We start from the raw sequence: 25370 nt of genomic DNA on the forward strand, positions 1-25370 counted from the left end.
CTGACTGTTACGCGACCTGGTCCAGCGACTTGCCGGTCAGCGCGGTGCGCACGCTGCGGTCCATGCGGCGCGCGGCAAATTCTTCGGTGCCGTCGGCCAGGGCCTCGATCACGCGCTTCAGGCCCTGGTGATCGACGGCGCCGGTTTGCGATTGCGCGATGGCGCTGCGCACCTGGTCCATCAGGCCGTCGACGGTTGCGCGTTCAAGCGCGTCGAGCAGCGCGCCATCTTCATCGAGCGCCGATTGGGTGGCCAGCACGATGCGCTCGGCTTCGACCTGCTCTTCGCGCAGCGCGCGCGCCACCATGTCGACATCGGCCGAGGTGTAGGAATCCTGCAGCATGCGCGCGATCTCGTCGTCGGCCAGGCCGTAGGCCGGCTTGACGCTGATCGACGCTTCCACGCCGGAGCGCAATTCGCGCGCCGACACCGACAACAGGCCGTCCGCGTCCACCTGGTAGGTGATGCGAATGCGCGCGGCGCCCGCCACCATCGGCGGAATGCCGCGCAGTTCAAAACGCGCCAGCGAACGGCAATCGGTGACCAGTTCGCGCTCGCCTTGCAGCACATGCACCGCCAGTGCCGTCTGTCCGTCCTTGAAGGTGGTAAATTCCTGGGCCCGCGCGCACGGTATGGTCGAATTGCGCGGAATGATTTTTTCCACCAGGCCGCCCATCGTCTCGATGCCCAGCGACAGCGGGATCACGTCCAGCAACAGCCAGTCATCGCCGGCGGCGCGATTGCCGGCCAGCAGATTGGCCTGGATCGCCGCGCCCAGCGCCACCACTTTGTCCGGGTCGATATTGGCGTGCGGGATGGTGTGGAAGAACTCGCTGACAACGCGCTGCACGTGCGGCATGCGCGTGGCGCCGCCCACCATCACCACGCCGTCGACGTCGTCGGCATCCACGCTGGCATCGCGCAAGGCCTTCTTGATGGCGTTCATGGTCTTGGCCACCAGATGCTGGGTCATGGCCGCAAAGTCCGACGCCTTGATGCGCAAATGAACTTCCTCGCCCGAGTTCAGCACGGCGTCGATGCTGGTTTCCGGCTTGCTCGACAGCAGTTCCTTGACCTCGCGCGCCTTGACCATCAGGATCGCCGTGTCTTCGTCCGACAGCGGTGCCAATTTTGCCTGCTCGCTGATCCAGCAGAACAGGCGGCGGTCGAAATCGTCGCCGCCGAGAGCCGAATCGCCGCCGGTAGACAGCACTTCGAATACGCCCTTGGAGAGTTTCAGAATCGAGATGTCGAAGGTGCCGCCGCCCAGGTCATACACGGCGTACACGCCTTCGGAGGCGCTGTCGAGGCCATATGCAATCGCGGCGGCGGTCGGCTCGCTCAACAGGCGCAGCACGTTGATGCCGGCCAGCTGGGCCGCATCCTTGGTGGCCTGGCGCTGGGCGTCGTCGAAGTAGGCGGGCACGGTGATCACGGCGCCGACCAGGTCGTCGCCGAGCGAGTCTTCCGCGCGCTGGCGCAAGGTGGCCAGGATCTGCGCCGAAATCTCGACCGGGCTTTTCACGCCGGCCACCGTTTTCAGCTGCACCATGCCAGGCGTATCCTGAAAGTCGTAGGGCAGGTTTTCAGCATAGGCGATGTCTGCCAGGCCGCGCCCCATGAAGCGCTTGACGGAGACGATGGTATTCTTCGGATCGGTAGTCTGCGCGTCCAGCGCCTTGTAGCCGATATTGGCGTGACCGTTCGGCAGGTAGCGCACGACAGACGGCAGCAAGGCGTGGCCGTCTTCGTCATTCAGCACTTCAGGGATGCTGTTGCGCACGGTGGCGACCAGGGAATTGGTGGTGCCCAGGTCGATGCCAACGGCCAGCCGGTGCTGGTGCGGCGCGGTCGACATGCCTGGTTCGGAAATTTGCAGAAGTGCCATGATATTCGTGCCTCGATGATGGATTGCGTGGTGCCGCAGAAACTGTAGCGCGCATTATAAGGCGCGAGCAGGACTCACGCTGAAGACTCACGCTGCTCAGGCCTCTATGGCCTCGAACGCAAAACGTACTTCTTCGCCGAATTTGTCGAGGAACATCAGCGAGCGCACGCTTTGCGCGGCGTTCACGTAGTCCTTTGCGTCGAGCTGGGCGCCCACCTGGGCCAGCAAGGTCTTGCGTTCGCCGCGCAGCTGGCGGTCCAGCAGCTCGAGCGCATCGGCATCCCTGGCGGCACGCGCATCGCCCAGTTCTTCGCGCCACTCCATCTGCTGCATCAAAAAGCTGACAGGCATGGCCGTGTTCGACTCCGTCTGCAGGTCAACGCCATTGAGTTCGCACAGGTACTGAGCGCGCTTTTGCGGGCTTTTCAGGGTCTGGTAGGCTTCGTTGGCGCGCGTGGCCCATTGCATCGCCACGCGCTTTTCGGCGCTGCTGGCGTTGATGAAACGGTCCGGGTGGACCTTGCCCTGCACGTCGCGGTATGCGCTGTCGAGCGCTGCCTGGTCGAGCGCAAACTGCGGCGGCAACTGGAATAATTCGAAGTGGTTTTGCATAGATGTCGGTGATCGCCGTGCCTCAATCGATGAGTACAGCGCACCGACCAGGGACTTGCCAGCTTGTTAGATTCTGAAGCTTTCGCCGCAGCCGCAGGCGTCTTTTTCGTTCGGATTGTGGAACTTGAAGCCTTCGTTCAGGCCTTCGCGGGCGAAATCGAGTTCCGTGCCGTCGATATATGGCAGGCTTTTCGGATCGACGAACACTTTTACGCCATGCGATTCGAACACGCTGTCTTCGGCCGCCACTTCATCGACATATTCAAGCTTGTAGGCCAGGCCCGAGCAGCCGGTGGTGCGCACGCCGAAGCGCAGCCCCATGCCCTTGCCGCGGCGTTCGATATAACGGTTTATGTGCTTTGCCGCTTTTTCGGTCAGTGTAATCATGTATCTCTCCACAACCGTCCCTGCCTTGCGGCAAGGGACGCAATGCCAACGAATTTAAGCTGCCGCTGGGTGACGGGTCTTGTAATCCAGGACCGCTGCCTTGATGGCGTCTTCTGCCAGGATCGAGCAGTGGATTTTCACCGGTGGCAACGCCAGTTCTTCGGCGATCTGGGTGTTCTTGATCGACAGTGCCTGGTCCAGCGTCTTGCCCTTGACCCATTCGGTCACCAGCGAGCTCGAGGCGATGGCCGAACCGCAGCCGTAGGTCTTGAATTTTGCATCTTCGATCAGGCCATCGGCGCCGACCTTGATCTGCAGCTTCATTACGTCGCCGCAAGCAGGCGCGCCCACCATGCCGGTGCCGATGGTGTCATCGCCCTTGTCAAAGGCGCCCACGTTGCGTGGATTTTCGTAATGATCGAGTACTTTGTCCGAGTAAGCCATGTTGATGCTCCTTAAATATGCTTGCCAGCCCCGATTGGGGTCAAATTGTTACAAAGTGCCTGGAAAACCGTAGCGAGCGGAAGTGAGTTGTGGCCGAGAAGCGCAACTGTGCTTGAGCACAGTGAGCATCGCAGGCCGCAAATCGCGACGCGCAGTAGGTTTGACAGGTACTTTTAGTGGGCTGCCCATTGAATGGAATTAATATCAATGCCATCTTTGAACATATCCCACAGCGGCGACAGTTCGCGCAGCTTGTGCACTTTCGATTTCAGCAGGTCGACGGCAAAGTCGATGTCGGCCTCGGTCGAGAAACGGCCGATGGTGAAACGGATCGAGCTGTGCGCCAGTTCGTCGCTGCGGCCCAGGGCGCGCAGCACGTACGATGGCTCCAGGCTGGCCGAGGTGCAGGCCGAACCGGACGACACGGCGATATCCTTGATCGCCATGATCAGCGACTCGCCTTCGACGTAGTTGAAGCTGACGTTCAGGTTGTGCGGCACGCGGTGATCCATGTCGCCGTTGATATAGACTTCCTCGATTTCCTGCAGGCCCTTGGCCAGGCGGTCGCGCAGCGCCTTGATGCGACCAATCTCGACATCCATTTCTTCCTTGGCGATGCGGAACGCTTCGCCCATGCCGACGATCTGGTGGGTCGGCAAGGTGCCCGAACGCAGGCCGCGCTCATGGCCGCCACCGTGCATTTGCGCTTCGAGGCGCACGCGCGGCTTGCGGCAGACGTACAGCGCGCCCACGCCTTTCGGGCCATAGGTTTTATGGGCGGTGAAGGTCATCAGGTCGACCTTGGTCTTCTGCAGGTCGATCACCACCTTGCCGGTCGCTTGCGCGGCGTCGCAGTGGAAGATGATGCCTTTCGAGCGGCACAGGGCACCGATTTCGTCGATCGGCTGGATCACGCCGATTTCGTTATTCACAAGCATGACCGAAATCAGGATGGTGTCCGGGCGGATGGCGGCGCTCAGTTGCTCGATGGTGATCAGGCCGTTATCTTGCGGCTCCAGGTAGGTCGCTTCGAAACCCTGGCGTTCCAGTTCGCGCACGGTGTCAAGCACGGCCTTGTGCTCGGTCTTGACCGTGATGATGTGCTTGCCTTTGGTCTTGTAGAACTGCGCCGCACCCTTGATCGCCAGGTTGTTGCTTTCCGTGGCGCCCGAGGTCCATATGATTTCGCGCGGATCGGCATTGACCAGCGCAGCAACGTGGCCACGCGCTTCTTCCACGGCTTTTTCCGCAGTCCAGCCATACATGTGGCTGCGCGAGGCAGGATTGCCGAACTGCTCGCGCAGGTAGGGAATCATTTTGTCGGCGACGCGTGGATCGATCGGCGTGGTGGCCGAGTAGTCCATATAGATCGGGAAATGCGGTGCCGTTTCAAAGTGCACCTGGCCTGCGTTTTTTTCTGGGGCGTTCATCAATAACTCCATGCGATCAGCAACTAGTATTTTGGTCTTCTTATCCGAGCGTGGCATGGTTACGGTGCATCACCATCACGTTTTGCTCGGCGTTCTTTTGTCTCTGCTGGTCGACCAGGTCCTGCAGCGACACAGAATCCAGATAATCAACCATTTTTTCATTCAGCGTGGACCACAGCTCGTGCGTCATGCAGCGCGCGCCGGTGGCCGCGTCGGCGCCGTGGCAATGCTCCTTGCCACCGCACTGGGTGGCGTCCAGCGGCTCGTCGACAGCGATAATGATGTCGGCCACCGTCACCTTGTCGGCACGGCGCGCCAGGCTGTAGCCGCCGCCGGGACCTCGGATCGATTCGACGATCTCATGGCGGCGCAGCTTGCCGAACAGCTGTTCCAGGTAGGACAGGGAAATCGACTGGCGCTGGCTGATGCCCGACAGCGTGACCGGACCCTTGCCCTGGCGCAGGGCAAGATCGATCATCGCGGTCACGGCAAAACGGCCTTTTGTGGTCAGACGCATACATCCTCGGTTCAGCTGGGTTAAAATATTGCGGCTTTTCAACTCCTCGGCTCAGCTTCTGAAGCCCTGAGTAGTTGAATGAATTAGTCAAGTATAACAAATCCGCAGCGGTTTGTCAGAGAGGCCTCAATTCCGCAGGATGGGCAGGGCCGTGCCGGCCGCAACAGCCGTTGCGGCGGCAGGAAAACAAACATTCAGGGGGCTTCAGTTGCCGCGCAGTGCGGCCCGTACCTTCATCAACTCGAACCCCAGCAGATTCAAGCCGTCCCAGCTTGCCGGGTCGAGGATGCGCGCGTTGTCCGAGGCCAGGCCCACGCCCCAGATGCGGTCGACCGGGCTGGCTTCGACGATGATGCGCTCGCCGGTGGCCAGCAAAAATTTGCGCAGCGCGGGCTTTTGCGAGAACTTGGCGTAGTTGCCGTCGAAGACGATGCCGGCGCGCGCCGCCTCCCACACTTTGGCGTCGAAATTGGCCACTTCGCGGCCCAGCTTTTTCACTTCCGACGGCCGCTCGGCGGCCACGATGCGCGCCTGTACCTTGGTATCGCCAAACAGGGCGGCTTTTTGCGCCATCATGTAATGCTCGGCCGTGGCATAGCGCACGCCGGCCAGGCTGAATGGCGAGGGAAACCACTGGCTAAGGCAACTCTTGTCAGCCAGTTGCGCCTGGGCCGGCGTATGGCCCCAGAAATGCAGGTAATCGGGCACGCCGCCGGCAGCGATCCAGGCCTTCAATTCTTCAACGTTATTGATATGCATATTCCTCGTACTTCTCGCTTGTGGCCGTGCATGACAAAAGCGAAATTGTAACTGAAGGCTGCATCGCCCTTTCAGAAGTGGCTTCAGCGTAGCCTCGCGTCGGCAGCTACGCTACGCCCTGGAGCCATGCGGCAGAACCTGGCCTTACTCGGCGTCCGGCTGACACGCTGGATGCGCCAGCTGGAACGCGGGCAGCTGCGCGCACGCCGCATCGATGCGCACCAGCGCCGGAAACGGCGCCAGGTCGACCTCAAAGCGCCGCGCGCTGAACAGGTGCGGCACCAGGCAGCAGTCGGCCAGGGTCGGCGTAGCGCCATGGCAGTATGTGCCCATGTGGCCGGCGCGCGCCAGCATCGCGTCGAACGTGACCAGTCCCTGGCGCAGCCAGTGCTGCTGCCAGGCCAGCTTGGCTTCTTCGCTCTGGCCCAGTTCCCCCTTGATATATTTGAGCACCCGCAAGTTGCCCAGTGGGTGGGTATCGGCCACCAGGGTCAAGGCCAGCGCGCGTACGTGGGCGCGGCCGGCCGCATCGGCTGGCAGCAGCGGCGGGTTGGGACGCGTCTCTTCCAGGTATTCGAGGATCGCCAGCGACTGGCCGATCAGCACGCCGTTATCGTCTTCCAGCGTGGGCACCAGCGCCGACGGATTGACCTGGCGATAGGCCTCAGCCAATTGCTCGCCCCCGCTGCGCAGCAAATGCACGGGCACCGCCTGGTACTCCACTGCCTTGAGGTTCAGGGCAATGCGCACGCGGTAGGCGGCCGAGCTGCGGAAATAGGTATAGAGTTTCATCAGGCTTTTTCGCGGTAGTGGAGCACGTCCTGTTCTATGCTGCCGAAGATGCTGGCACCGGTGGCGTCGCGCATCTCGATCCTGACGGTGTCGCCAAACTTCAAAAAGCCCGTTTTCGGCGCGCCGTGTTCGATGGTTTCATACATGCGCACTTCGGCCAGGCAGCAATAGCCCACGCCGCCGTTGTCGATGCTGGAACCGAACAGGTTACCCTGCTTGTTCGACACCGTGCCCGAGCCGATAATGGTGCCGGCCGCCAGCTCGCGCGTCCTGGCCGCATGCGCCACCAGCTGGGCGAAATTGAAGGTCATGTCCTCGCCCGCATTGGGCTTGCCGAACGGCTGGCCGTTCAGTTCCACCAGCAGCGGCAGGTGCAGCTTGCTGTCACGCCAGGAGACACCCAGTTCGTCGGGCGTAACGGCGACCGGAGAAAATGCACTGGCCGCTTTCGACTGGAAGAAACCGAAGCCTTTCGCCAGTTCGCCCGGAATCAGGTTGCGCAGCGAGACGTCGTTGACCAGCATCACCAGGCGTATCGACGCGGCAGCATCGGCCACGCTGGCGCCCATCGCCACGTCGCCAGTCACCACCGCCACTTCCGCTTCCAGGTCGATGCCCCATTCTTCCGACAGCGCAAAGATGGGGTCGCGCGGACCGATAAAACTGTCCGAGCCGCCCTGGTACATCAGCGGATCGGTATAGAACGACGCGGGAACCTCGGCGTTGCGCGCCTTGCGCACCAGCTCGACGTGATTGATATAGGCCGAGCCGTCGGCCCACTGGAAGGCGCGCGGCAGCGGCGAATGGCACAGCGCGGCATCGAACGGCCGTGCACCCTGCGCCTGGCCGGCATTCAGGCTTGCGTAGGCCAGCTCCAGTTGCGGTGCGATGGCATCCCAGTCGTCGAGCGCGGCTTGCAAGGTGGCGGCGATGGCCGGTACCGGCAGGTACTGGCTAAGGTCGCGGCTGACGAGGACCAGCGCGCCGTCGCGGCTGGCGTTCTTGAGGGTGGCGAGTTTCATGGTGGTGTCCTTGTACGAGGTTTTTCACCATTAGAATCTTCCTGGGTCTATCATGCAAACAATATTTATCTCTCGATTTATCGGATTACCTCATGAGTCCCAGCCTGCGCCAGATGCGCGCCCTTGTCGCCCTTGCCAAGACCGGCAGTTTTACCCTCGCCGCCGCCTACCTGCACGTCACCCAGTCGGCCCTGAGCGGCTTGATCAAGGAGCTGGAAAGCATATTGGGCGTGCGCGTGGTCGAGCGCAGCACGCGCAAGGCGCAATTGTCCGAGATCGGCCGCGAACTGTATCCGCTGTTTGAAAAGATGATCGAGGACCTCGACGGCGCCATGGCCGGCATCGCCCAGCGCAAGGCCTTGAAAACCGGCATGGTGCGCATCGCCGCGCCGCAGATGATGTCGTGCACCCTGCTGCCCGAAGTAATCGCGGCCTACCGCCAGGCGCATCCGGACGTGCAACTGCGCCTGGTCGACTGCCCGGTGGAGCATGTATCGGGCCGCGTGTTCAGCGGCGAAGTTGATTTCGGCATCGGCCCCGAACGCGACCCGACGGCGGAAATCGCTGCGCAAGTGCTGTTTGAAATGCCGTTCGTGCTGGTGTTTCCCGAACAGCATCCGCTGCGGCACAAGGAAAAAATCACCTGGGCCGACGTCGGCGACTACCCATTCATTGCGCTGCAGGGCCAGTTTACCGAACGGCTGCTGCGCGACATGCACGGCGCGTTTCGCGAGCTGTCGCTGAACCCGTATAACGAAGTGACCTTCATGACCACCGCGCTGGCCATGGTCAGCGCCAACCTGGGCGTGACAGCCTGTTTGCCGTATGCCGAACCGATGGTGAAGCTCTACCAGTTGCAGATGCGCACCCTGCACGAACCGGAACTGACGCGGCGCTTTTTCGTGTACACCAAAACCGGCCGTTCGCTGTCGCCGGCTGCCGAAAGCTTTATGGCCTTTTTGTTCAAGTTCGTCGAGACGCACAAATGGAATCTCGGCAGCGGCGCGCCGGCGGCGCCAGTATAATCGCCGTTCATTGATAGCCGCAGCCGACATGAACCAGCCATCGCATGCCTTGCAAGACCTGTCCGAGATCGACGCCGCCACCATCGCCATCAACCAGCGCATGCAGCACTTCGACGGCCACAGCCAGGTATGGCTGTTCGGCTATGGTTCGCTGATCTACAAGGCCGACTTTCCGTTTATCGAACGCCGCCCGGCCAGCATCGCCGGCTGGACCCGGCGCTTCTGGCAAGGTTCGCACGACCACCGCGGCACGCCGCTGGCGCCAGGCCGCGTGGCCACCATCGTGCCGCAGGCCGGCGCCGTCTGCGACGGCATGGCCTACCTGATCACGCCCGAAGTGTTCGCCCACCTCGACCACCGCGAAAAGAACGGCTACCTGCGCCTGGCCACCACCATCACCTTTGACGACGGCGGCGCAACAGAAGGCCTGGTCTACATTGCCAACGAGGAAAACGCGGCCTTCCTGGGCGTGGCTCCCGAACTGGACATCGCGCGCCAGATCGCCAGCGCACATGGCCCGAGCGGCCCGAACAGCGACTACCTGCTGCACCTGGCCAGCGCGCTGCGCGAGCTGGGCAAGGTTGATGCGCATGTGTTTGCCATCGAACAGCATCTGGCGCAACTTGCGCAGGCAAGCGCGCTGCAAAAGACGCGCCAGAGCTGACGCTCCGGCGTCATGCGACCAAGGGTAGCATGGCCTGCTGCACCAGATGGCTGTCGACATATTGCGTCATGGTGACGATCTTGCCGTTCCTGAAGGTGTACAGGTGGGAGAACGAGGCTGTCATGGCGCGCCCGGTGGCTTTGTAGACGCCAGAATACACGCCGAAGACCGCAATCTGCTCACCCTGCTCCAGGTAGTGATGCGCCTGTGCGCGGTAGTCGATCCATTCAGTCGCCAGGCGCTGGAACACATGCGCGATGATCGCTTCGGCGCCCACATAGGTGCCGGCGTAGGGAAAACCTTGCGCTTCAGTCCAGCGCGCATCGGGCGCCAGTACGGCCAGCAGCCGGGTGACGTTTTCGCTGGAAGCGCCCTCATAGGTCGAGCGCAATGTGTCAAGATTGGTGCTCATCGCATCAGCCCCACGCCATTTCACCGAGCGCCACCTTGGCACCGATATTCAATGCCACGTCCATGCCCGCCTGCGGATAGCGCTGTTTCATGGCCGCGATCAGCGCCGTGCTGTCGGCGGCCTTGGCCAACTCCTCTTCGAAGGCCAGCAGATAGCTACGCGTATAGGCGATGCCAGAGGCGTCGGTCGGCGCGTCTGCGGTGGCATGGCCAGCGACCACGATCCGTGGCTGACGGGCGGCCATCGCGTCGAGGTTGGCGATCCAGGCTGCGCGCAGGGCGGGCGTGGCGGTATCGGCGGTCCACACATGAACACCGGAGAACACCATCACGCCACCAAAAATCGCGCCCAGCGACGGCACCCATAGATAGCGCCGGTTGGCCAGCCCGGTGGCCTGGATAATTTCGATCTGTTCGCCGTCGACGGTGAACTCCGGCGCATCGAACGCCGTTGGAAATACGATATCTGCACGGCTCTGCGGACCATCTTCTTTCAGTTGCGGCCCCCAGGCGGCAAGTTTCTTTTGCACGCTGGCCTCGATTGCAGCGAGCGTATCGGAAGCGGCCAGCACCGGCACGCCGGGAAACGCGGCGTGAATGGGAGCGAGGCTGAAGTAATAATCGGGGTCGCTCTGGCTGACGTAAATCGCCTTGAGCGGCGTGTTGCCCTCTGCGATGGCGGTGGCCAGCGCCTGACCATCGGACAATCTGAAGCCGCCGTCGATCAGCACGGCTTCAGTGGCGCCAGCGAGCAGCACGGGCGAGCGGAAAAAACCATCCTGGCCAGCGGGAAAGTGCTTCCAGGTAAGTGGGGTGCGAGTTGTCATGTTATGGCTCCATTCAGGTTGAGGTGGTAGATCAGATTGCGCAGCCATCGGGACCACATGCCGGGCCGCCGAGAATGTGGTCTGCTTGCGCTTCGGTGGACAGCTGCTGGCGCAGATAATCGCTCCACGCTTCGGTACGACCCAGCCAGTTGCCCAGGTCGACCGGTACCATGCGGCCATCGGCATATTCGATGGACAGGGTGGGAAAGCCCTGCCCGCCCAGGCGTGCCAGCAAGGCGCGGCTGTGCGCGACATGCTGTTCGGTGGCGGCGCCTGCCAGGCGGTTGAAGGACTCGGCAAACAGGCCGGCGTCCAGTTCCAGCTGCTGCGCCAGCCCTGCCAGCACGCCGGCGTCGGCAACGCGCTGGCCCAGCACATAATGGGCATGCTGGATCAGGTGCAGCATGGCCAGACCCAGGCCGGCGATCTCCTGCGCAGCCAGGATGGCGGTGGTTGGCGGAGTCGAATCGAACACGGCGCCCGTGTCGCGCAGCAGGCCGTCGAAATACGCCTGCCCGAACGGCTGGCCGGTCGCCTCGGCGATGCGCTGGTCATGCGCCATCACATGGCGGCGCAGATTGTCGTTCACGCTCTGGCGACTGGCGCCGCTCATCATGCCGCCGCCATGCAGCGCGATGGCCAGGTCGTCAATTGCCTGCGCGGCGGCCAGGAGGGGCGCGGCGCCGTAGCACCAGCCACACAGCGGGTCATACACATAATGCAGTACCGGCTGGCTTATTGCGGCCATGTCATTTCTCCCTTGATGACTTTCGCGCTCAGTTCCAGTGAAGCGCTTGCACCAGCCTGCGGGAATTTTTCCTTCATGGCCTTGACCAGCGCAGCCGAGTTCTTTGCATTTGAAGCCGCCGTTTCGAACGCCTGCAGGTAGTTGCGCGTGTAATCGAGCGCCGCCGTGCCGGCCGGCGCCGCACCCAGGAAGTGTCCCGGCACGATGGCTTGCGGCTGCAGTGCGGCGATCTGGTCCAGCGTGGCCAGCCAGTTGGCGCGCGACTGCGGCGTTTGCGTGTCGGCCACCCACAAGTGGATGCCGCTGCTGATGATGACACCGCCGGCGACGGTTTTCAGCGACGGTATCCACAGATAGCTGCGCTGCGGGCTGGCGCCGTCCAGGCCCCTGATCTCGATGGTCTTGCCTTCCAGCGTCAGATGGTCCGCGTGCAGCACTTGCGGCAGCACCAGCGCGCGTGGTGCATTGTCTTTCATGATCGGCGACCAATAGGCCAGCTTGGCGTCCATATTGGCCTTGATGGCGGCCACCGTCTGCGGCGTGGCGACAATTTTTGCAGCCGGAAAAGCGGCGTGGATAACGTCCAGGCCAAAGTAGTAATCGGGGTCGCTGTGGCTGATATACACAGTGCTCAAGGTCTTGCCGCTGTCCTTGATCTGTCTGACCAGCGCGAGCGCATCGTCGTGCTGGAACTGGGCGTCGATCAGGATCGCCTCGCGTTCACCGCTGAGTATCACCGAACTGACCGGGAAGATCGCCTTCTCGCCCGGATTGTAGACTTGCAGCTGCAGTGGCGCGGCGGCATGTGCGGCCGGCAACAAGGTGGACAGGCCAACGGCGAACAGGGTGGCGATCAGGTGGCGACGGTGCATGCTGGTTTCCTTTAACAGTTCAGGCCCGAACAAAGGGCGACAACAGCATGGTAGCCCTGCCAGCCTGTTCGATAAATCACTTAGAATGCAATGGATTGTTGCTCGAATCGAGCAAATAACACTTTGAAAGGAAGCGCCCAATGGACCGCATCGCTGCTGCGAAAGTGTTCGTGACCATCGCCGAATGCGGCAGCCTGAGCGGCGCCGCCGAACTGCTCGACATGTCGCGTGCGATGGTCACCCGCTATCTGGCGGAGATGGAAACCTGGGCCGGCGCGCGCCTGTTTCACCGCACCACGCGCCGCATCAACCTGACGGCCGCCGGAGAGATCACCTTGCTGCGCTGCCAGGAACTGCTGTCGCTGGCCGACAAGATGCCCGGCGTGGCTGATACCGGCGACGAGGAGCCAAGCGGCATCCTGCGCATTGCCTGCTCGCAGTCGCTGGCGCAGGCGACCCTGGCGGCGGCGATCGCCGCCTACCTGAAACGCCACCGGCAGGCGGCGGTCGACCTGCGCATCGACAACCGCGCTGTCAACCTGGTCGAGGAAAGAATCGACCTGGCGATCCGCATCACCAACCAGCTCGATCCCGGCGTGATCGCACGCCCGCTGGGCATCTGCCACTCGGTGGTGTGCGCCTCGCCCGCCTACCTGCGCGAGCATGGCACGCCACTTCAGGCTGCGGACCTGGCCACGCATGATTGCCTTACGTACACCTATTTCGGCAAAAGCCTGTGGCATTTCGAACATGCTGGCGCCACCGTCAGCGTGCCCGTCAGCGGCAGCCTGAGCGCGAATGAGTCAGTGGTACTGCTGCAGGCTGCGGTAGAAGGCGCCGGCATTTCGCTGCAACCGGTGTTTTCGGCCGCGCCGCTGATCGCCAGCGGGCAGCTGGTGGCCCTGCTGCCCGGCTACCAGCCGCACTCGATGGGCATCCACGCGATTTATATGTCGCGCGCCCACCCGAGGGCGATCAGCCGCACCATGCTGGCGTTCCTGGGCGAATGGTTTGCGGCGCACGAGACGTGAACCGATACTGGCCAAGATAGCAGCGGCCACAGTCGGGCGGCAGTTTGCGAACCACCATGCCATTGAGCCTGGCATCATGGCGTCTTCCGCATCAGCTAAAACAGATCGAGCTGCCCCGCATTGCCCCCCTTGCCCTTGACTCCCATAGTCGGCACCACCAGCGGACGCCGGAACTGGGTGCTGTCGAGCTGCCTGAAACGGCCGCCCTTGCCGTGCAGGCCAAGGCGGTGCACGGCTTTCTCGAATCGCTGGCGTATCAGGTCGGCCCACACGCCTTCGCCATGCATGCGCGCGCCGAAGCTGCTGTCGTAGTCTTTGCCACCGCGCATTTCGCGCACGCGGTTCATCACGCGCTGGGAACGTTCCGGGAAGTGGGCTTCCAGCCATTGCTGGAACAGCGGGTTGACTTCCCACGGCAGGCGCAGCACCACGTAATGGGCGTTGATGGCGCCGGCGTCGCGCACCGCTTCCAGCAATTGTTCGATTTCCGGTTCGGTCACGAACGGGATAATCGGCGCGATGCTGACGCCGACGGGAATGCCGGCGTCGGTCAAACTACGGATGGTGCGCAGGCGACGCGCCGGGGCGGCCGCGCGCGGCTCAAGGGTGCGCGAAATGGCCGGGTCCAGCGTGGTCAGGGTGATTGCCACCGAGGCCAGGTGCCTGGCCGCCATCGGCGCCAGCAGATCGATATCGCGCTCGATCAGGGACGACTTGGTAATCAGGCCCACTGGATGGTCGCATTCATGCAGCACTTCGAGCACGCGCCGCGTCAGTTGCCGCTCGCGTTCACATGGCTGGTAGGCGTCGGTATTGACACCCAGCGCAATCGGTTCGGCGACATACGACGGCTTGGCCAGTTCGCGCCGCAGCAGTTCGGGCGCGTTGACCTTGGCGAAGATGCGGCTTTCGAAATCGAGGCCCGGCGACAGGCCCAGGTAGCTGTGCGTGGGGCGCGCAAAGCAGTAGATGCAGCCGTGCTCGCAACCGCGATACGGATTGAGCGAGACGCCGAACGGCAGGTCGGGCGAGGTGTTGCGCGACAGGATGGTGCGCGCCTGCTCGTCGCTGACCTGGGTTTTCCAGGCGCTGGCGGCCTCTTCGCCTTCTTCGTCGGGCGCGCTCCAGCCGTCATCAAAGCCCTCGCGCCCATGCACCTCGTAGCGGCCCTGCAGGTTGGAGACGGCGCCGCGCCCCTTGCGCGCCTTGAGCGATTGCGGCGGCAGCATGGCCTGGCCGGCAAAACTGTCGTCATGCTGCGGGAAGATTGCTTTCATGAACGGCCCCATTAACTGTATATACGTACAGTATACTATGCCGCCATCAAGGCAATATCAAGCGTGGCCACTCGCTTATTTCACGCTTTTTGCATCAAATGACGTGATATAGCTCAACTGTTGCGCGACAAAGCCGTCAAATGCGGTGATCAGGGGCGCAAAACAGGCGGCCTCCTGTTCCAGTTGCATCAGGGCGTAGCAAGTCGCCTCCAGGGTCGACAACTGGTCTGGCGCATGCGCTTTGCGGATCAAATAGTGGGACGGCGGCGTGTCGCGCAGCGGCAAGCGTGGCAGGCGTTGCAGGGCGGGATTGAGATACAGCATCTTGCGGCTCTTGCGCCAGGTGGCGTCCAGCACCACCAGCCGCAAGCCGGCCGGGTCCTGCAGCAGCGCAGCATCGAGCGGCGGCGGTGGCGCGATGCCCAGCGAGCGGTCGCCTGGCGTATCAGGGTACAGCAGGACGTTATGCTTGCCAGCCAGCAGCGCATCGAGCTCCCCGGCAGCAAAGGACTCGCCGGCGACCAGGCGGCTGTTGGGCAAGCTCAGGTGCAGCAGGCGTGCGCTGCCCTTGGCGTTGTGCACTTCCAGCGGATGCTGGAGCAGCAATATCTCAACCTGGTGCGCCAGCGGCCGCACCCACTGGCAGATGCAGCCGGACTGCGCGCGCAAACAGGTGGCGCAGCGTTCGCGCCGGGAAGAAACGGGATCAGTCTGGGAAGTCATGGTGGGGCGGTCTATGCATCAGGACCGCGATTGTAGCGCCCCACCCTGCCGGGGGTTGTTAACTTGCTTAAAACTCTTCCCAGTCGCCGGCAGTGGCCGCCAGCGCCTTGCGTGGTTTGCCGGGAGCCGCGACGGCAACCGGATGGCGCTTGCTCACGGGTGCGGCAGCCGCAGCGCGCGTCACCTGCGCGGCGTCCAGCTTGAACAGGCCCACCACGTCGGTCAGGCGTGAAGCCTGTTCCTGCATCGATTCGGCGGCGGCCGCCGCTTCTTCCACCAGTGCCGCGTTTTGCTGGGTCACCTGATCCATCTGGCCGATGGCCTGGTTGACCTGTTCGATGCCAGTGCGCTGCTCTTCGCTGGCGTCGGTGATCTGGTTCATGATCTGCGTCACGTGGCTGATGCTCTGCACGATTTCTTCCATGGTGCGACCGGCCTTGTCCACCAGTTGCGAACCGGCTTCGACTTTTTGCACGGAGTCGTCGATCAGCCCTTTGATCTCCTTCGCCGCCTGGCTGGAGCGCTGGGCCAGATTGCGCACCTCGCTGGCCACCACCGCGAAGCCCCGACCCTGCTCGCCCGCGCGCGCAGCTTCGACGGCCGCATTCAGGGCCAGGATATTGGTCTGGAAAGCGATCGCGTCGATCACGCTGATAATGTCGACGATCTTGCGCGAGGAATCGTTGATCGAGCCCATGGTGCTGACCACTTCCGACACCACCGCGCCACCACGGCTGGCGATCTGCGAGGCGTCGATCGCCAGCTGGTTGGCGCTGCGCGCGTTGTCGGCATTGAGTTTCACGGTGGAGGTCAGCTCTTCCATCGACGAGGCTGTTTCTTCGAGCGAGCTGGCCTGCTGCTCGGTGCGCGACGACAGGTCCAGGTTGCCGGCTGCAATTTCGCTCGATGTGGTGCCGATGGAGTCGGTGCTGGCGCGCACCTGGCCGACGATGCTGACCAGCTTGTCGTTCATCTCTTTGAGTGCGTGCATCAACTGCCCTGTTTCGTCTGTGCTGTCGACCACGATATCGCTGGTCAGGTCGCCAGTCGATACCGCTTGCGCCACTTCCACGGCGCGCGTGATGGGCCGCGTGATCGAGCGGGTGATCCAGTAGGCGCAGGCGATGCCGAGCAGAATGGCCGCCACGCCCAGCGAGGCCAGCAGCACGCGGCCGTTTTCATAACCGGCGCGGATCTCGCCGGCCGTCACGTCGAGCAGTTGCGCTTCGAGCCTGGCCAGTTTATCCAGCGAGGCCAGGTAAATATCGCGCCTGGCGGACATCTCGCCTTCATACAAGCGCTTGCCCAGTTCCAGGTCGCCCGCACTCTTGGCCTTGAACACCTTCTTGCGCACTTCCGTATAGGCCTTGCGGCTGGCGAGCACGTCCTGGTACAGCGATTGTTCCTGGGCGTTCAGCTCGCTCTTGCCGATCGTATCCTGGATTTCCGTGGCGCGCGCGGACGAGGCCGCCATTTCTTTTTCGAATTGTTTCTGGTGTTCGGGGTCGCTGACCTTCCAGGCCGCCGCCGTGCGCGCGGCGTTCACTTCGACGACCTTGGCCCACTCACCGATCAGGCGCTCGTTGCGCACCTTGACCTGGACCAGTTCATCGGTCTGCTTGCTGGCATGTTGCATCTGTACGATACCGATCACCGTGAGTGTGGTGAGCAAGGCCAGTACTGCGGCAAAACCTCCACCGAGACGTACGCCGATCTTGAGGTTTTTCATGATGTTGTCCTATCTGACAAGGTTGCCGCGCAGCCGCAGGTGCATCGCGCGCTGAGGCTGATTGTGAGCGCATCAGATAGGCATTGCAAGAAAGAAGCTTCAAAAAAGCAACAGCGTGAAATGACGTCAGTTTTGATTGACGATAATCAATTTCGACGTATCGAAGCCCAGCCCTTGCGCTTTATCAAGCAAGCGCTTTTGCAAGGCCGGATCCATGGTGGGCGTGCGCGACAGCAGCCAGAAATACGATTTGTCGGGGCCGCTGATCATGGAGTAAGCATAGTCCTGCTGGTCCAGGTCGAAGACGATGTAGGAGCCATAAAAGGGGCCGAAAAATGACACTTTCAGATAGCCTTCGTCCTTCTTGTCGACAAAATAGGCCTTGCCTTCGGATTCTTTCCAAGCCGCGTCGGCATCCTTGTAGCCGCGGTTGAGCACTTTCAGGCCGCCGTCCTGGCGCAGGCTGTATTCGGCCGTCACATGGCTCAGGCCCTTTTCAAAGGAATGGTCGAGACGCGCGATTTCATACCATTTGCCCAGGTATTTGGTGGTATTGAAATTGGTCACCGGAACAATATTGTCGGGACGACCGACGCAGCCGGCCAGCAAAGCGGTAAACATCAGCGGCAACAGCAGTTTTTTCATGAGGTACTCCGTACAGATCGGTAAAACCGATTGTAGCGCTTATCCGGTCGCACCATCGCTGCCCAGCATCTCGTCGAGCTGGGCCAGAGTGCCCTGGTCCTTGACGACGGCGCGCAACCACAGGTGCAGCGGCATTTCGCCCCAGCTGGCCGCCTTGTCGGCCAGGTAGGCCACGGGGCTGTGCGGCTCGGTGCGGCGGAAAAAATCGGCCACCTGGCGCAGTTGGGCCAGCGCCTGCTGGCGCTGCACAATGGCACCAACATTGCCAATGCCATTTGCCGTCGGCGCACCGGGCAGCACCGCCACCAGTTCGGCACCCAGCGGCATGGGCGCGATAAAATGGATGGCGTTTTCCAGCGCCTCGCGGGCGGCGCGAAAGCTGGGTCCATCGATGCCGAAACACGCGTCGACGCAGCGTTCCAGCACCAGCAGCGACTGCATGCAGTACTGCGCATCGGCCAGCAAGGCGTCGCTGAACTGGCGCGTGTTTTTCTGCCGCGCCGCTTCCATCTGCGCCAGCGTCGCCCACTCTTCCTGGCGCACCTCGCCCCAGCCCTGGTCCGGCACTTGCGCACTGGCCGCCGCGCGCTGGCGCGCCGAGTCGAAATCCTGCAAAGAGAAGCGGCCATCGGCGCCGTCGGTCAGCGGCACTTCGCGCACCAGTTGCGGCGTGCGCGTCAATAGCCAGAACAGGTTGCCGATACGCTGTTCCGGGTCGCCGTCGTCGAGCGGCGGATACAGGCCATCCCAATAGCGCTCGCACAGGCCCGACAGTAGCGCAAAGCCGTCGCCCAAACCCCGGAAATGGCGCGTCTTGGCGTGCGCCTCGGCCAGCCAGACGGCCACGCGCAAGTCCTTGCTGTGCGAGGCGATCAGCTGCTCGCAGCGGGTGGCGACGAATGGCCAGTCGGCCTCCTTCAACGCCACCACCCACTCGCCCTGGTCCAGGCTGGGATCGTCGTGCTGGCGCGCGCGGGCAATCGCGTCGAGCTCCTGGCTGAAGGTGAGGTCCTCGCCGCAAGGCCTGATCGGGCTGACCGGCTGCAGCAGTTGGTCCAGGTTGAACATGGTGCGCTCCCCTCAGTTGATGCTCAGTTAATAGTGTAGGTGAGATGGCCGTGGGCATCGGCGCCCACGTGGATGGTCGACAGCGGCAGCGCGTCGGCCATGCGCGCCAGCACCGCCACGGCGATCTCGGGCAGCACGCTGCCATTGAGTATCTGGTCGACATTGCGTGCGCCCGAATCGACTTCGGTGCAGCGCGCCAGCACCGCCTCGACCAGCGCCTCGTCCATGCTGAAGCAGGCCTGGTGATTGCGCGCGATGCGCTGACCGATGCGCGCCAGTTTGAGCCTGATGATCTCGGCCAGCACGGCGTCGTTCAGGGGATAGAACGGCAGCACCTTCAGGCGCCCCAGGAAAGCCGGCTTGAAGTGTTTCACCAGCTGCGGACGCACCAGTTCTGCCAAAGCCCCGGGCGTCGGCAGGCTGTCTTCCGGCTGGTTCAGGCAGGCGGCCATCATGGCGGCCGAACCGAGGTTGGAGGTGGCGATGATGATGGTGTTGCGAAAGTCGATTTCGCGCCCTTCAGCATCATCGAGTACGCCCTTGTCGAACACCTGAAAGAACAGTTCTAGCACGTCAGGATGGGCTTTTTCCGCTTCGTCCAGCAGCACCACGCTGTAGGGCTGGCGCCGCACCGCCTCGGTCAGCACGCCACCTTCGCCGTAGCCGATGTAGCCGGGCGGCGAGCCTTTCAGCCCGGCCACGCTGTGCGCTTCCTGGTATTCGCTCATGTTCAGGGTAATCAACTTGTGCTCGCCGCCATACAGCAAGTCGGCCAGCACCAAAGCCGTTTCGCTCTTGCCGGTGCCGGACGGGCCGGTAAACAAAAATACTGCTTGCGGCTTGTCCGGGTCGTCCAGATTGGCGCGCGCCGTACGCACGCGCTGCGCCACGGCGGCTATCACATGATCCTGGCCCAGCACCCGTTCGCGCAAGGCCGCGTCCAGCGTCAAAACTGTGCGGATATCGTCCCTGACCATTTTGCCGAGCGGGATGCCGGTCCAGCCGGCAACGATGCCGGCCACCACCTGCGCATCGACTGCCAAAGGTACCAGCGGCGCATCACCTTGCAGCGCGGCCAGTTCGTCCTTCAAGGCCAGCAAGGCACAAGCGCCCGCTTCGCCGGGGCGCTCACGCTGCAGGCCGGCGCGCAGTTCGGTGATTTGCGCCACCAGCGTTTTTTCCACCTGCCAGCGCTGCGCCAGGGCAGCGATTGCCTGCCGGTGCAGTTGCGCGTCGCCCTGCAGTTGACGCAGCCGCGCGCTGGCGGCCGGGCCTGGCTGTTCGCCGCTGGCCTGTTCGCGCTCGAGCGCGGCGATTTCAACGACGACGCGTTCAAGCTGGCAGCTGGCGTTTTCCAGCTGCGCCGGGGTCGCGCTTTGCCCCAGCGCGACCTGGGCGCAGGCCGTATCGAGCACGCTGATGGCCTTGTCGGGCAACTGGCGCCCGCTGATGTAGCGGTGCGACAGGCGCACGGCGTCGACGATGGCTTCGTCGCGCACGCGGATATTGAAGTGGCGTTCCATCAGCGGCGCCATCTCGCGCAGCATGGCGCAGGCGATTTCCTCGCCGGGTTCTTCCACCTTCACCACCTGGAAACGGCGCGCCAGAGCCGCGTCCTTTTCAAAATACTTCTTGTATTCGCTCCAGGTGGTGGCGGCGATGGTACGCAAGGCGCCGCGCGCCAGTGCGGGCTTGAGCAAGTTGGCCGCATCGTTCTGGCCGGCCTGGCCGCCGGCGCCGATCATGGTGTGCGCCTCGTCGATAAACAGGATCACCGGACAGGGACTTTTCGTCACCTCGTCGATAACGTTTTTCAGCCGGCTTTCAAACTCGCCCTTGACGCTGGCGCCGGCCTGCAGCAAGCCCATGTCCAGCGCGTGGATACGCGCGCCCTGCAACACCTCGGGCACGTCGCCGGCAGCGATGCGCAAGGCCAGCCCCTCGACCACGGCGGTCTTGCCGACGCCTGCCTCGCCGGTGAGGATAGGATTGTTCTGGCGTCGGCGCAGCAGGATGTCGACCGCCTGGCGTATTTCATTCTCGCGCCCGATCACGGGGTCAAGCTTGCCGTCGCGCGCCAGTTGCGTCAGGTCGGTGGTGAACTGGTCCAGCGCCGGCGTCGGGCTGGCCTGGATGGCAACGGTGTTGTCTGGCGTCTCGCTCGGCTGGGGCGTGGCGCTGGCTTCTTCGGTTGAGCCGGCCGTCAGTTTGTCGGGATGGTGTTTCAGTTGCTCGACGCTGAAGCGCGCAAACAGCTTCGAGCCGCGATAGGCCAGTTGCGACAGTTCCGGCTCCGTCAGCAAGGCCAGCAACAGGTGCCGGCTGCGGATGGCCGCAGCTTGCCCTGCGCCGAGGGACGCGATCAGCCACGCATGTTCGAACAGCAGCGGCAAGTGGCGCGAGAACACGGGCGTGCGCGCGCTGCCGGTCTTGAAGTTGCCGATCTCGCGGCGCAGATCCGTTTCCAGCGCCGTGATGCTGATATCGCTGCGGCGCGCGGCCACGGCGATATCGCTGTTCTCCTGTTCCAGCAAGGCCAGGAACAGGTGTTCGATATCGACTTCGTACTGGCCCAGCCCCATGCAGAGACTTGCGGCGCGGGTGGCGGCCGTGCGCGCCGTGTGATTGAGTCTGGCGATCAGGGTTTTGAGGTTGTTGCTCATGCGGCGGCTCCCTTGCGGTTGATCGAATACCGCAGCGACGATGGCTGCAGCACGGCGTCGAAACTGACAGGCTCGCTGGCCTGCGCCACGGCCAGGGTGGCGCTGATGACAAAACTGACGCGGTTGATGGAACCGGCCTCGCGCTCCAGGCGCGCACGCACATGGCGCAAGCGCGGTTCGTGGCGTTCGATGGCGGCGGTCAGGGCGGCGCAGATGCGGGCGCGGTCGTCGCTGCTCGACAGGCACATGCCGGCAAAGTCGATCAGGCCGTAGTTGACGATGGAGGCGGCGCATTCGGGATAGCCATCGAGCGCGCCGGCCGGCAAGGCCACGCGCGTATTGAGCAGCTCTTCAAGGTCGCGCGCCACCGCGTCTTTCAACTGCTCGACCGACAGCCGCACCAGGTGACCGCCGGCGGCACCGTCGCCCATCAGGCGGTCGAACAATCCCGGCACGAAACCGGCTGCTGCGTTGAATGGAAATGACATGGCGGCCTCTTTGGAAAAAACACGCGGCAGGCGTCGCACTGGCGCCTGCCGCGCAACTGCTCAATTACTCAAAGCCGCGCCATCACACCACGCGGTTGGTGGCCAGGTCCCAGCCGCCCGAGGTATTGCCGCCGACACCGCCGGTGACCTTTTGCTGCGTGTATTTCCACTTCACTTTCGAGAACTTGAAGCCCACGTGTTCACCCAGGATGTCGCCTTCTGCCACGTTGGGCGTGACGGCGCCGATCAGCACGTTCTCGATTTCGATTTCAAAATACTTCACGCGCTCGCCCTGGCCGTCGGCGCGCATGAATTCGAAACGTGCTTTAGGGATGGTCTTGCCGGCCGAGCAGGTCTGCAGCAGCACCGGCGAGGACAGGTCGGCCAGCTTGGAGATGACGATGTCCTTGTGCTCGCAACGTTCGGCCGTGTGGCCGCCGCCGGTCGAGGCGGTGGCCGACTTGGGCTGCTCCACGCTCCAGCTGACCGATTTGCACTCGATCCAGTCCTTGTGCTTGTCATCGGTCGATTCGCCCTTGATGCCGTCTATCTGCAGATATACATCGATTGCCATGGTGTGCTCCTCTGGTTGAACAAAAAATCGGATGGATCAGGAATTGGTCGACTTCGGCAGCTCCGCGACCAGTCGGAGCGAAACGGACAGCTCGTCGAGCTGGAAATGGGGCCGCAAAAACGATACGGCGCGATACACACCGGGCCGCCCCGGCACTTCGTGTACCTGCACCGACGCTTCGCGCAGCGGGAACTGCGCCTTCTGATCCTGGCTGGCGTTATCGTCGAGCAGCACGTAGGTCATCAGCCAGCGGTTCAGGAAATCCTCGACATTCGAGGCGGCGGAAAAACTGCCGATCTTGTCGCGCATCATGGCCTTCATGTAGTGGGCGATGCGCGAGACGGCAAAGATGTACTGCAGTTGCGATGACAGCAGCGCATTGGCGTTGGCCGCCTCGCTGTTGTACTTGCGGCTTTTCTGCGTCGACTGGGCGCCGAAGAAGGCGGCGTAGGCCGTGTTCTTGCAGTGAACCAGCGAGATGAAGCCGAGGTCCGACAGCTCCTTTTCGCGCCGGTCGGTGATTGCCACTTCGGCCGGGCATTTCAGGGCCACGTCGCCCTCGTCGGTTTTGAAGGTGTGGGTCGGCAGGTCGTCGACCAGGCCGCCGCCTTCCACGCCGCGGATCGCCGCGCACCAGCCGTAGTCGGAAAAGGCGCGCGTGAGCTTGCTGCCAAACGCGTAGGCAGCGTTACACCACAGGTATTTCTGATGGTCGCTGCCGTCGACTTCCTCGACAAAATTGAAGCCTTCGACGGTGGTGCCGTCGACCGGATTGAACGGCAGGCGGCCCAGGAAGCGCGGCAAGGTCAGGCCCACGTAGCGCGCGTCTTCGGACTCACGGAAAGCCTTCCATTTGGCGTACTCGATGGTGTCGAACACCTTGGCCAGGTCGCGCGGCTTGCCCAGGTCGCCGTAGGTTTCCAGGCCAAACAGTTCCGGCGCGGCCGACGCGATGAACGGTGCGTGCGCGGCGGCAGCGATATGCGACATCTGCTCGATGAAATACATGTCTTCGGGCTGGCGCGAGATGGCGAAGTCGCCCAGCAAGGCCGCGAATGGCGCGCCGCCGAAGGTGCCGAATTCTTCCTCGTAGATCTTCTTGAACATGGTGCTCTGGTCGAACTCCAGCGCCGACTGGAAGTCCTTTACCAGCTCGCGCTTGGTGGTGTTGAACATGCGGATCTGCAGCCGCGTTCCGGTTTCGGCATTGCCGACCAGGTAGTGCAGGCCGGTCCAGCTTTGTTCCAGCTGCTGGAAGACCGGCGAGTGCATCACTTCGCTCAGCTGGGCCGAGATCAGCTGGTCGATCTGCGCCACCCGTGCGTCGAGGGTGGCCGACAGGCTGCTTGACATCAGCACCGTGCCGTCGAGCACCTGCCCCACCAGCTCGGCGATCAGGTCGCGGGCACGCGCATGTTCGGCGTCGGACTTGGCGACCCGGCTCTGTTCGACGATCTGGTCCAGCAGGTCGCTCGATGCGGGCGCAGCAAAAGCGGGCGAGGCCTTGATTTGTGCCTGTGCATTCATCTCAATCCTCCTTGATCGCGCGTTGCGGTTGCAGGGCGGCCAGGCTGTCGGTGTTGTTCAGCACTTCCGTCAGCAGGTCTTCCAGCTTGTCGTTGCCGGCCAGTTTGTTGCGCAGGTCGGCCAGCTTGGTGCGCGCTTCGAGTAGCTTGCGCAGCGGCTCGACCTGCTGCACCACCGACTCCGGACGGAAGTCGCTCATGGCGCGAAAGCGCAGGTCGACCGGAAAGGTGCCGCCTTCGCCGCTCAGGCGGTTCTGTACCTGGAAGCGCGCCACCGGCTCGACGCTGCCCAGCACTTCGTCGAAATTGTCCATGTCGATGCCGACGAACTTGCGGTCTTTCAGGCGCCGTTTCTCGACCTGGGAATCACCACCGAAGTCGCCCAGCACGCCGACCACGAAGGGCAGCTCCTTGTTTTCTATCGTGTCGCCGATCTCCACGTCATACGTCATCTGCACGCGCGGCGCACGCACCTGCTGCAGCCGCTTCTGGACACTGTCAGGCTTGGCCATGGGGTTTCCTTCGCAAAGTCGATGGGGAGGCGCCGCCAGGGCGCCCGGTGAACTGCTGCTTACTTCAAGCCACTGAATGGGTCGGCGCCGCCTTTTGCAGCTGGTGCGGCTGCCGGCGCCGGAGCAGGCGATGCCGCCGCACGCTTGCCGCCGGCCGCCGTGCGCCTGGCCGGCGGCACCAGCACGTCGTCGCCGATGCTGGCGCGCAGCAGCTTGGCCAGTTCCTGCGCTTCCGAACGCAGCGAACCATTCAGGTTGTTTTGCCGCGACAGGTCGGCCAGCGCCTTGCCCGACAAGCGCAGGCCGCTGACGGCGACGATGCTGTTGGCGACCTTGTCTTCGGAGTCGCGTTCGAGCGCTTCAAGCGCATGGCTGATGGCGTCGCCATACTGGCCGCGATCGAATTTCAGCTGCGCCAGCTGCAGCCACGGCGCCTTGTCGGCCGGATAGGCGCTGCCGCCTTTTTCCAGCAAGGTGTAGGCCTTGCCGTACTGGCCGGCGCGCGCTGCCACATCGGCCTCGGACAGCACTTGCGCCAGGGTCGGAGCCGGTACCGGCTTGGGGGCAGGCGGTGCGGTAGTGCAGGCGGCCAGCAGGAAGGCGCAGGCCAGGCAAGCCAGGCGGGGTGGATGCATGCGTGACTTCATCTTGAGTTTCCTTCACGTAAAGGACGCTGCCGCTAGGAAAGATGGGCGACGCCGTTGGAGGCCATTATTGATCGCGCTATTTTTTGCCA

General features: G+C 63.0%; 27 protein-coding genes. 3 read left to right on the plus strand and 24 right to left on the minus strand.

The genetic code is table 11. The annotated features are described in order from the left end of the window. Positions 1 to 7 precede the first annotated feature (7 nt). The 9 genes from hscA to ACQ4WM_RS04225 form a co-directional block, all read right to left on the minus strand. Complete coding sequence (gene hscA / locus ACQ4WM_RS04185) at positions 8 to 1888, minus strand: Fe-S protein assembly chaperone HscA (RefSeq protein WP_436545431.1); 1881 nt, start codon at positions 1886 to 1888, stop codon at positions 8 to 10. A gap of 96 nt (positions 1889 to 1984) precedes the next feature. Beyond that, on the minus strand, positions 1985 to 2500 hold the full coding sequence (gene hscB, locus ACQ4WM_RS04190) for a Fe-S protein assembly co-chaperone HscB (protein ID WP_436545432.1): 516 nt from the start codon (positions 2498 to 2500) through the stop codon (positions 1985 to 1987). A 66-nt stretch (positions 2501 to 2566) separates the two neighbouring features. Next, positions 2567 to 2887 (minus strand): iron-sulfur cluster assembly protein IscA, encoded by a 321-nt coding sequence (gene iscA / locus ACQ4WM_RS04195; protein WP_010399774.1) that lies wholly within the window; start codon positions 2885 to 2887, stop codon positions 2567 to 2569. 54 nt (positions 2888 to 2941) lie between these two features. Further along, entirely contained in the window at positions 2942 to 3331 is a 390-nt protein-coding gene (gene iscU / locus ACQ4WM_RS04200) for a Fe-S cluster assembly scaffold IscU (protein ID WP_436545433.1), read from the minus strand. A gap of 173 nt (positions 3332 to 3504) precedes the next feature. Further along, positions 3505 to 4761 carry an IscS subfamily cysteine desulfurase gene (locus tag ACQ4WM_RS04205; protein WP_436545434.1) on the minus strand — a complete coding sequence of 419 codons (1257 nt, stop codon included), beginning with the start codon at positions 4759 to 4761 and terminating at the stop codon, positions 3505 to 3507. A 40-nt stretch (positions 4762 to 4801) separates the two neighbouring features. After that, positions 4802 to 5278: a Fe-S cluster assembly transcriptional regulator IscR gene (iscR, locus tag ACQ4WM_RS04210; protein WP_436545435.1), complete on the minus strand. Its 477-nt coding sequence runs from the start codon at positions 5276 to 5278 to the stop codon at positions 4802 to 4804. Positions 5279 to 5482: 204 nt separating this feature from the next. Further along, on the minus strand, positions 5483 to 6037 hold the full coding sequence (gene ybiA, locus ACQ4WM_RS04215) for a riboflavin biosynthesis intermediates N-glycosidase (RefSeq protein WP_436545436.1): 555 nt from the start codon (positions 6035 to 6037) through the stop codon (positions 5483 to 5485). A 144-nt stretch (positions 6038 to 6181) separates the two neighbouring features. Beyond that, positions 6182 to 6829: a maleylacetoacetate isomerase gene (maiA, locus tag ACQ4WM_RS04220; protein ID WP_436545437.1), complete on the minus strand. Its 648-nt coding sequence runs from the start codon at positions 6827 to 6829 to the stop codon at positions 6182 to 6184. Beyond that, on the minus strand, positions 6829 to 7851 hold the full coding sequence (locus ACQ4WM_RS04225) for a fumarylacetoacetate hydrolase family protein (RefSeq protein WP_436545438.1): 1023 nt from the start codon (positions 7849 to 7851) through the stop codon (positions 6829 to 6831). Before ACQ4WM_RS04225 ends, maiA begins: the two co-directional genes overlap by 1 nt. Positions 7852 to 7943: 92 nt before the next feature. Here ACQ4WM_RS04225 and ACQ4WM_RS04230 point away from each other — a divergent pair, with 92 nt between their 5' ends. Both ACQ4WM_RS04230 and ACQ4WM_RS04235 read left to right on the plus strand, forming a co-directional pair. Beyond that, the gene (locus tag ACQ4WM_RS04230) at positions 7944 to 8876 is read left to right on the plus strand and encodes a LysR family transcriptional regulator (protein ID WP_436545439.1); all 933 of its coding nucleotides are present in this window, start codon (positions 7944 to 7946) and stop codon (positions 8874 to 8876) included. A 67-nt stretch (positions 8877 to 8943) separates the two neighbouring features. After that, positions 8944 to 9540, plus strand: a complete 597-nt coding sequence (locus tag ACQ4WM_RS04235; RefSeq protein WP_436546198.1) for a gamma-glutamylcyclotransferase — start codon at positions 8944 to 8946, stop codon at positions 9538 to 9540. Between the two features lie 10 nt (positions 9541 to 9550). Here the strand turns inward: ACQ4WM_RS04235 and ACQ4WM_RS04240 are convergent, their stop codons facing one another. From ACQ4WM_RS04240 to ACQ4WM_RS04255, 4 genes are read right to left on the minus strand one after another with little or no spacing between them, the layout of a single operon-like run. Continuing rightward, positions 9551 to 9952, minus strand: a complete 402-nt coding sequence (locus ACQ4WM_RS04240) for a nuclear transport factor 2 family protein (protein WP_436545440.1) — start codon at positions 9950 to 9952, stop codon at positions 9551 to 9553. 4 nt (positions 9953 to 9956) lie between these two features. Beyond that, on the minus strand, positions 9957 to 10778 hold the full coding sequence (locus ACQ4WM_RS04245; protein WP_436545441.1) for an MBL fold metallo-hydrolase: 822 nt from the start codon (positions 10776 to 10778) through the stop codon (positions 9957 to 9959). Between the two features lie 31 nt (positions 10779 to 10809). Next, complete coding sequence (locus tag ACQ4WM_RS04250; RefSeq protein ID WP_436545442.1) at positions 10810 to 11526, minus strand: DsbA family protein; 717 nt, start codon at positions 11524 to 11526, stop codon at positions 10810 to 10812. Beyond that, positions 11514 to 12398: an MBL fold metallo-hydrolase gene (locus ACQ4WM_RS04255; RefSeq protein ID WP_436545443.1), complete on the minus strand. Its 885-nt coding sequence runs from the start codon at positions 12396 to 12398 to the stop codon at positions 11514 to 11516. The genes ACQ4WM_RS04250 and ACQ4WM_RS04255 overlap by 13 nt, the downstream gene beginning before the upstream one ends. A gap of 140 nt (positions 12399 to 12538) precedes the next feature. Between ACQ4WM_RS04255 and ACQ4WM_RS04260 the strand changes: the two genes are divergently transcribed. Further along, positions 12539 to 13429 (plus strand): LysR family transcriptional regulator, encoded by an 891-nt coding sequence (locus tag ACQ4WM_RS04260; protein WP_436545444.1) that lies wholly within the window; start codon positions 12539 to 12541, stop codon positions 13427 to 13429. A gap of 95 nt (positions 13430 to 13524) precedes the next feature. Here the strand turns inward: ACQ4WM_RS04260 and ACQ4WM_RS04265 are convergent, their stop codons facing one another. The 11 genes from ACQ4WM_RS04265 to ACQ4WM_RS04315 all read right to left on the minus strand — a co-directional run bounded on the left by ACQ4WM_RS04265 (position 13525) and on the right by ACQ4WM_RS04315 (position 25269). Continuing rightward, complete coding sequence (locus tag ACQ4WM_RS04265; RefSeq protein WP_436545445.1) at positions 13525 to 14706, minus strand: PA0069 family radical SAM protein; 1182 nt, start codon at positions 14704 to 14706, stop codon at positions 13525 to 13527. Positions 14707 to 14781: 75 nt separating this feature from the next. After that, positions 14782 to 15429 (minus strand): tRNA-uridine aminocarboxypropyltransferase, encoded by a 648-nt coding sequence (locus ACQ4WM_RS04270; RefSeq protein WP_436545446.1) that lies wholly within the window; start codon positions 15427 to 15429, stop codon positions 14782 to 14784. Positions 15430 to 15496: 67 nt separating this feature from the next. Then, a complete protein-coding gene (locus ACQ4WM_RS04275; RefSeq protein ID WP_436545447.1) occupies positions 15497 to 17158 on the minus strand; it encodes a methyl-accepting chemotaxis protein in 1662 nt (553 codons plus the stop codon). Between the two features lie 126 nt (positions 17159 to 17284). Further along, positions 17285 to 17803 (minus strand): lipocalin family protein, encoded by a 519-nt coding sequence (locus ACQ4WM_RS04280; protein WP_436545448.1) that lies wholly within the window; start codon positions 17801 to 17803, stop codon positions 17285 to 17287. Between the two features lie 39 nt (positions 17804 to 17842). Then, positions 17843 to 18871, minus strand: a complete 1029-nt coding sequence (gene tssA, locus ACQ4WM_RS04285) for a type VI secretion system protein TssA (protein WP_436545449.1) — start codon at positions 18869 to 18871, stop codon at positions 17843 to 17845. 23 nt (positions 18872 to 18894) lie between these two features. Next, on the minus strand, positions 18895 to 21534 hold the full coding sequence (tssH, locus tag ACQ4WM_RS04290; RefSeq protein ID WP_436545450.1) for a type VI secretion system ATPase TssH: 2640 nt from the start codon (positions 21532 to 21534) through the stop codon (positions 18895 to 18897). Continuing rightward, a complete protein-coding gene (tssE, locus tag ACQ4WM_RS04295) occupies positions 21531 to 22022 on the minus strand; it encodes a type VI secretion system baseplate subunit TssE (RefSeq protein WP_436545451.1) in 492 nt (163 codons plus the stop codon). The genes tssH and tssE overlap by 4 nt, the downstream gene beginning before the upstream one ends. A gap of 82 nt (positions 22023 to 22104) precedes the next feature. Next, positions 22105 to 22596: an Hcp family type VI secretion system effector gene (locus tag ACQ4WM_RS04300; protein WP_436545452.1), complete on the minus strand. Its 492-nt coding sequence runs from the start codon at positions 22594 to 22596 to the stop codon at positions 22105 to 22107. 36 nt (positions 22597 to 22632) lie between these two features. After that, positions 22633 to 24123, minus strand: a complete 1491-nt coding sequence (tssC, locus tag ACQ4WM_RS04305) for a type VI secretion system contractile sheath large subunit (protein WP_436545453.1) — start codon at positions 24121 to 24123, stop codon at positions 22633 to 22635. 1 nt (position 24124) lies between these two features. Next, positions 24125 to 24634, minus strand: a complete 510-nt coding sequence (tssB, locus tag ACQ4WM_RS04310) for a type VI secretion system contractile sheath small subunit (RefSeq protein ID WP_436545454.1) — start codon at positions 24632 to 24634, stop codon at positions 24125 to 24127. Between the two features lie 59 nt (positions 24635 to 24693). Then, positions 24694 to 25269, minus strand: coding sequence for a tetratricopeptide repeat protein (locus ACQ4WM_RS04315; RefSeq protein WP_436545455.1), 576 nt, complete (start codon positions 25267 to 25269; stop codon positions 24694 to 24696). Positions 25270 to 25370: the final 101 nt, after the last annotated feature.

Source organism: Janthinobacterium longum (genome assembly GCF_051380735.1).
Taxonomy (GTDB): Bacteria; Pseudomonadota; Gammaproteobacteria; order Burkholderiales; family Burkholderiaceae_D; genus Janthinobacterium.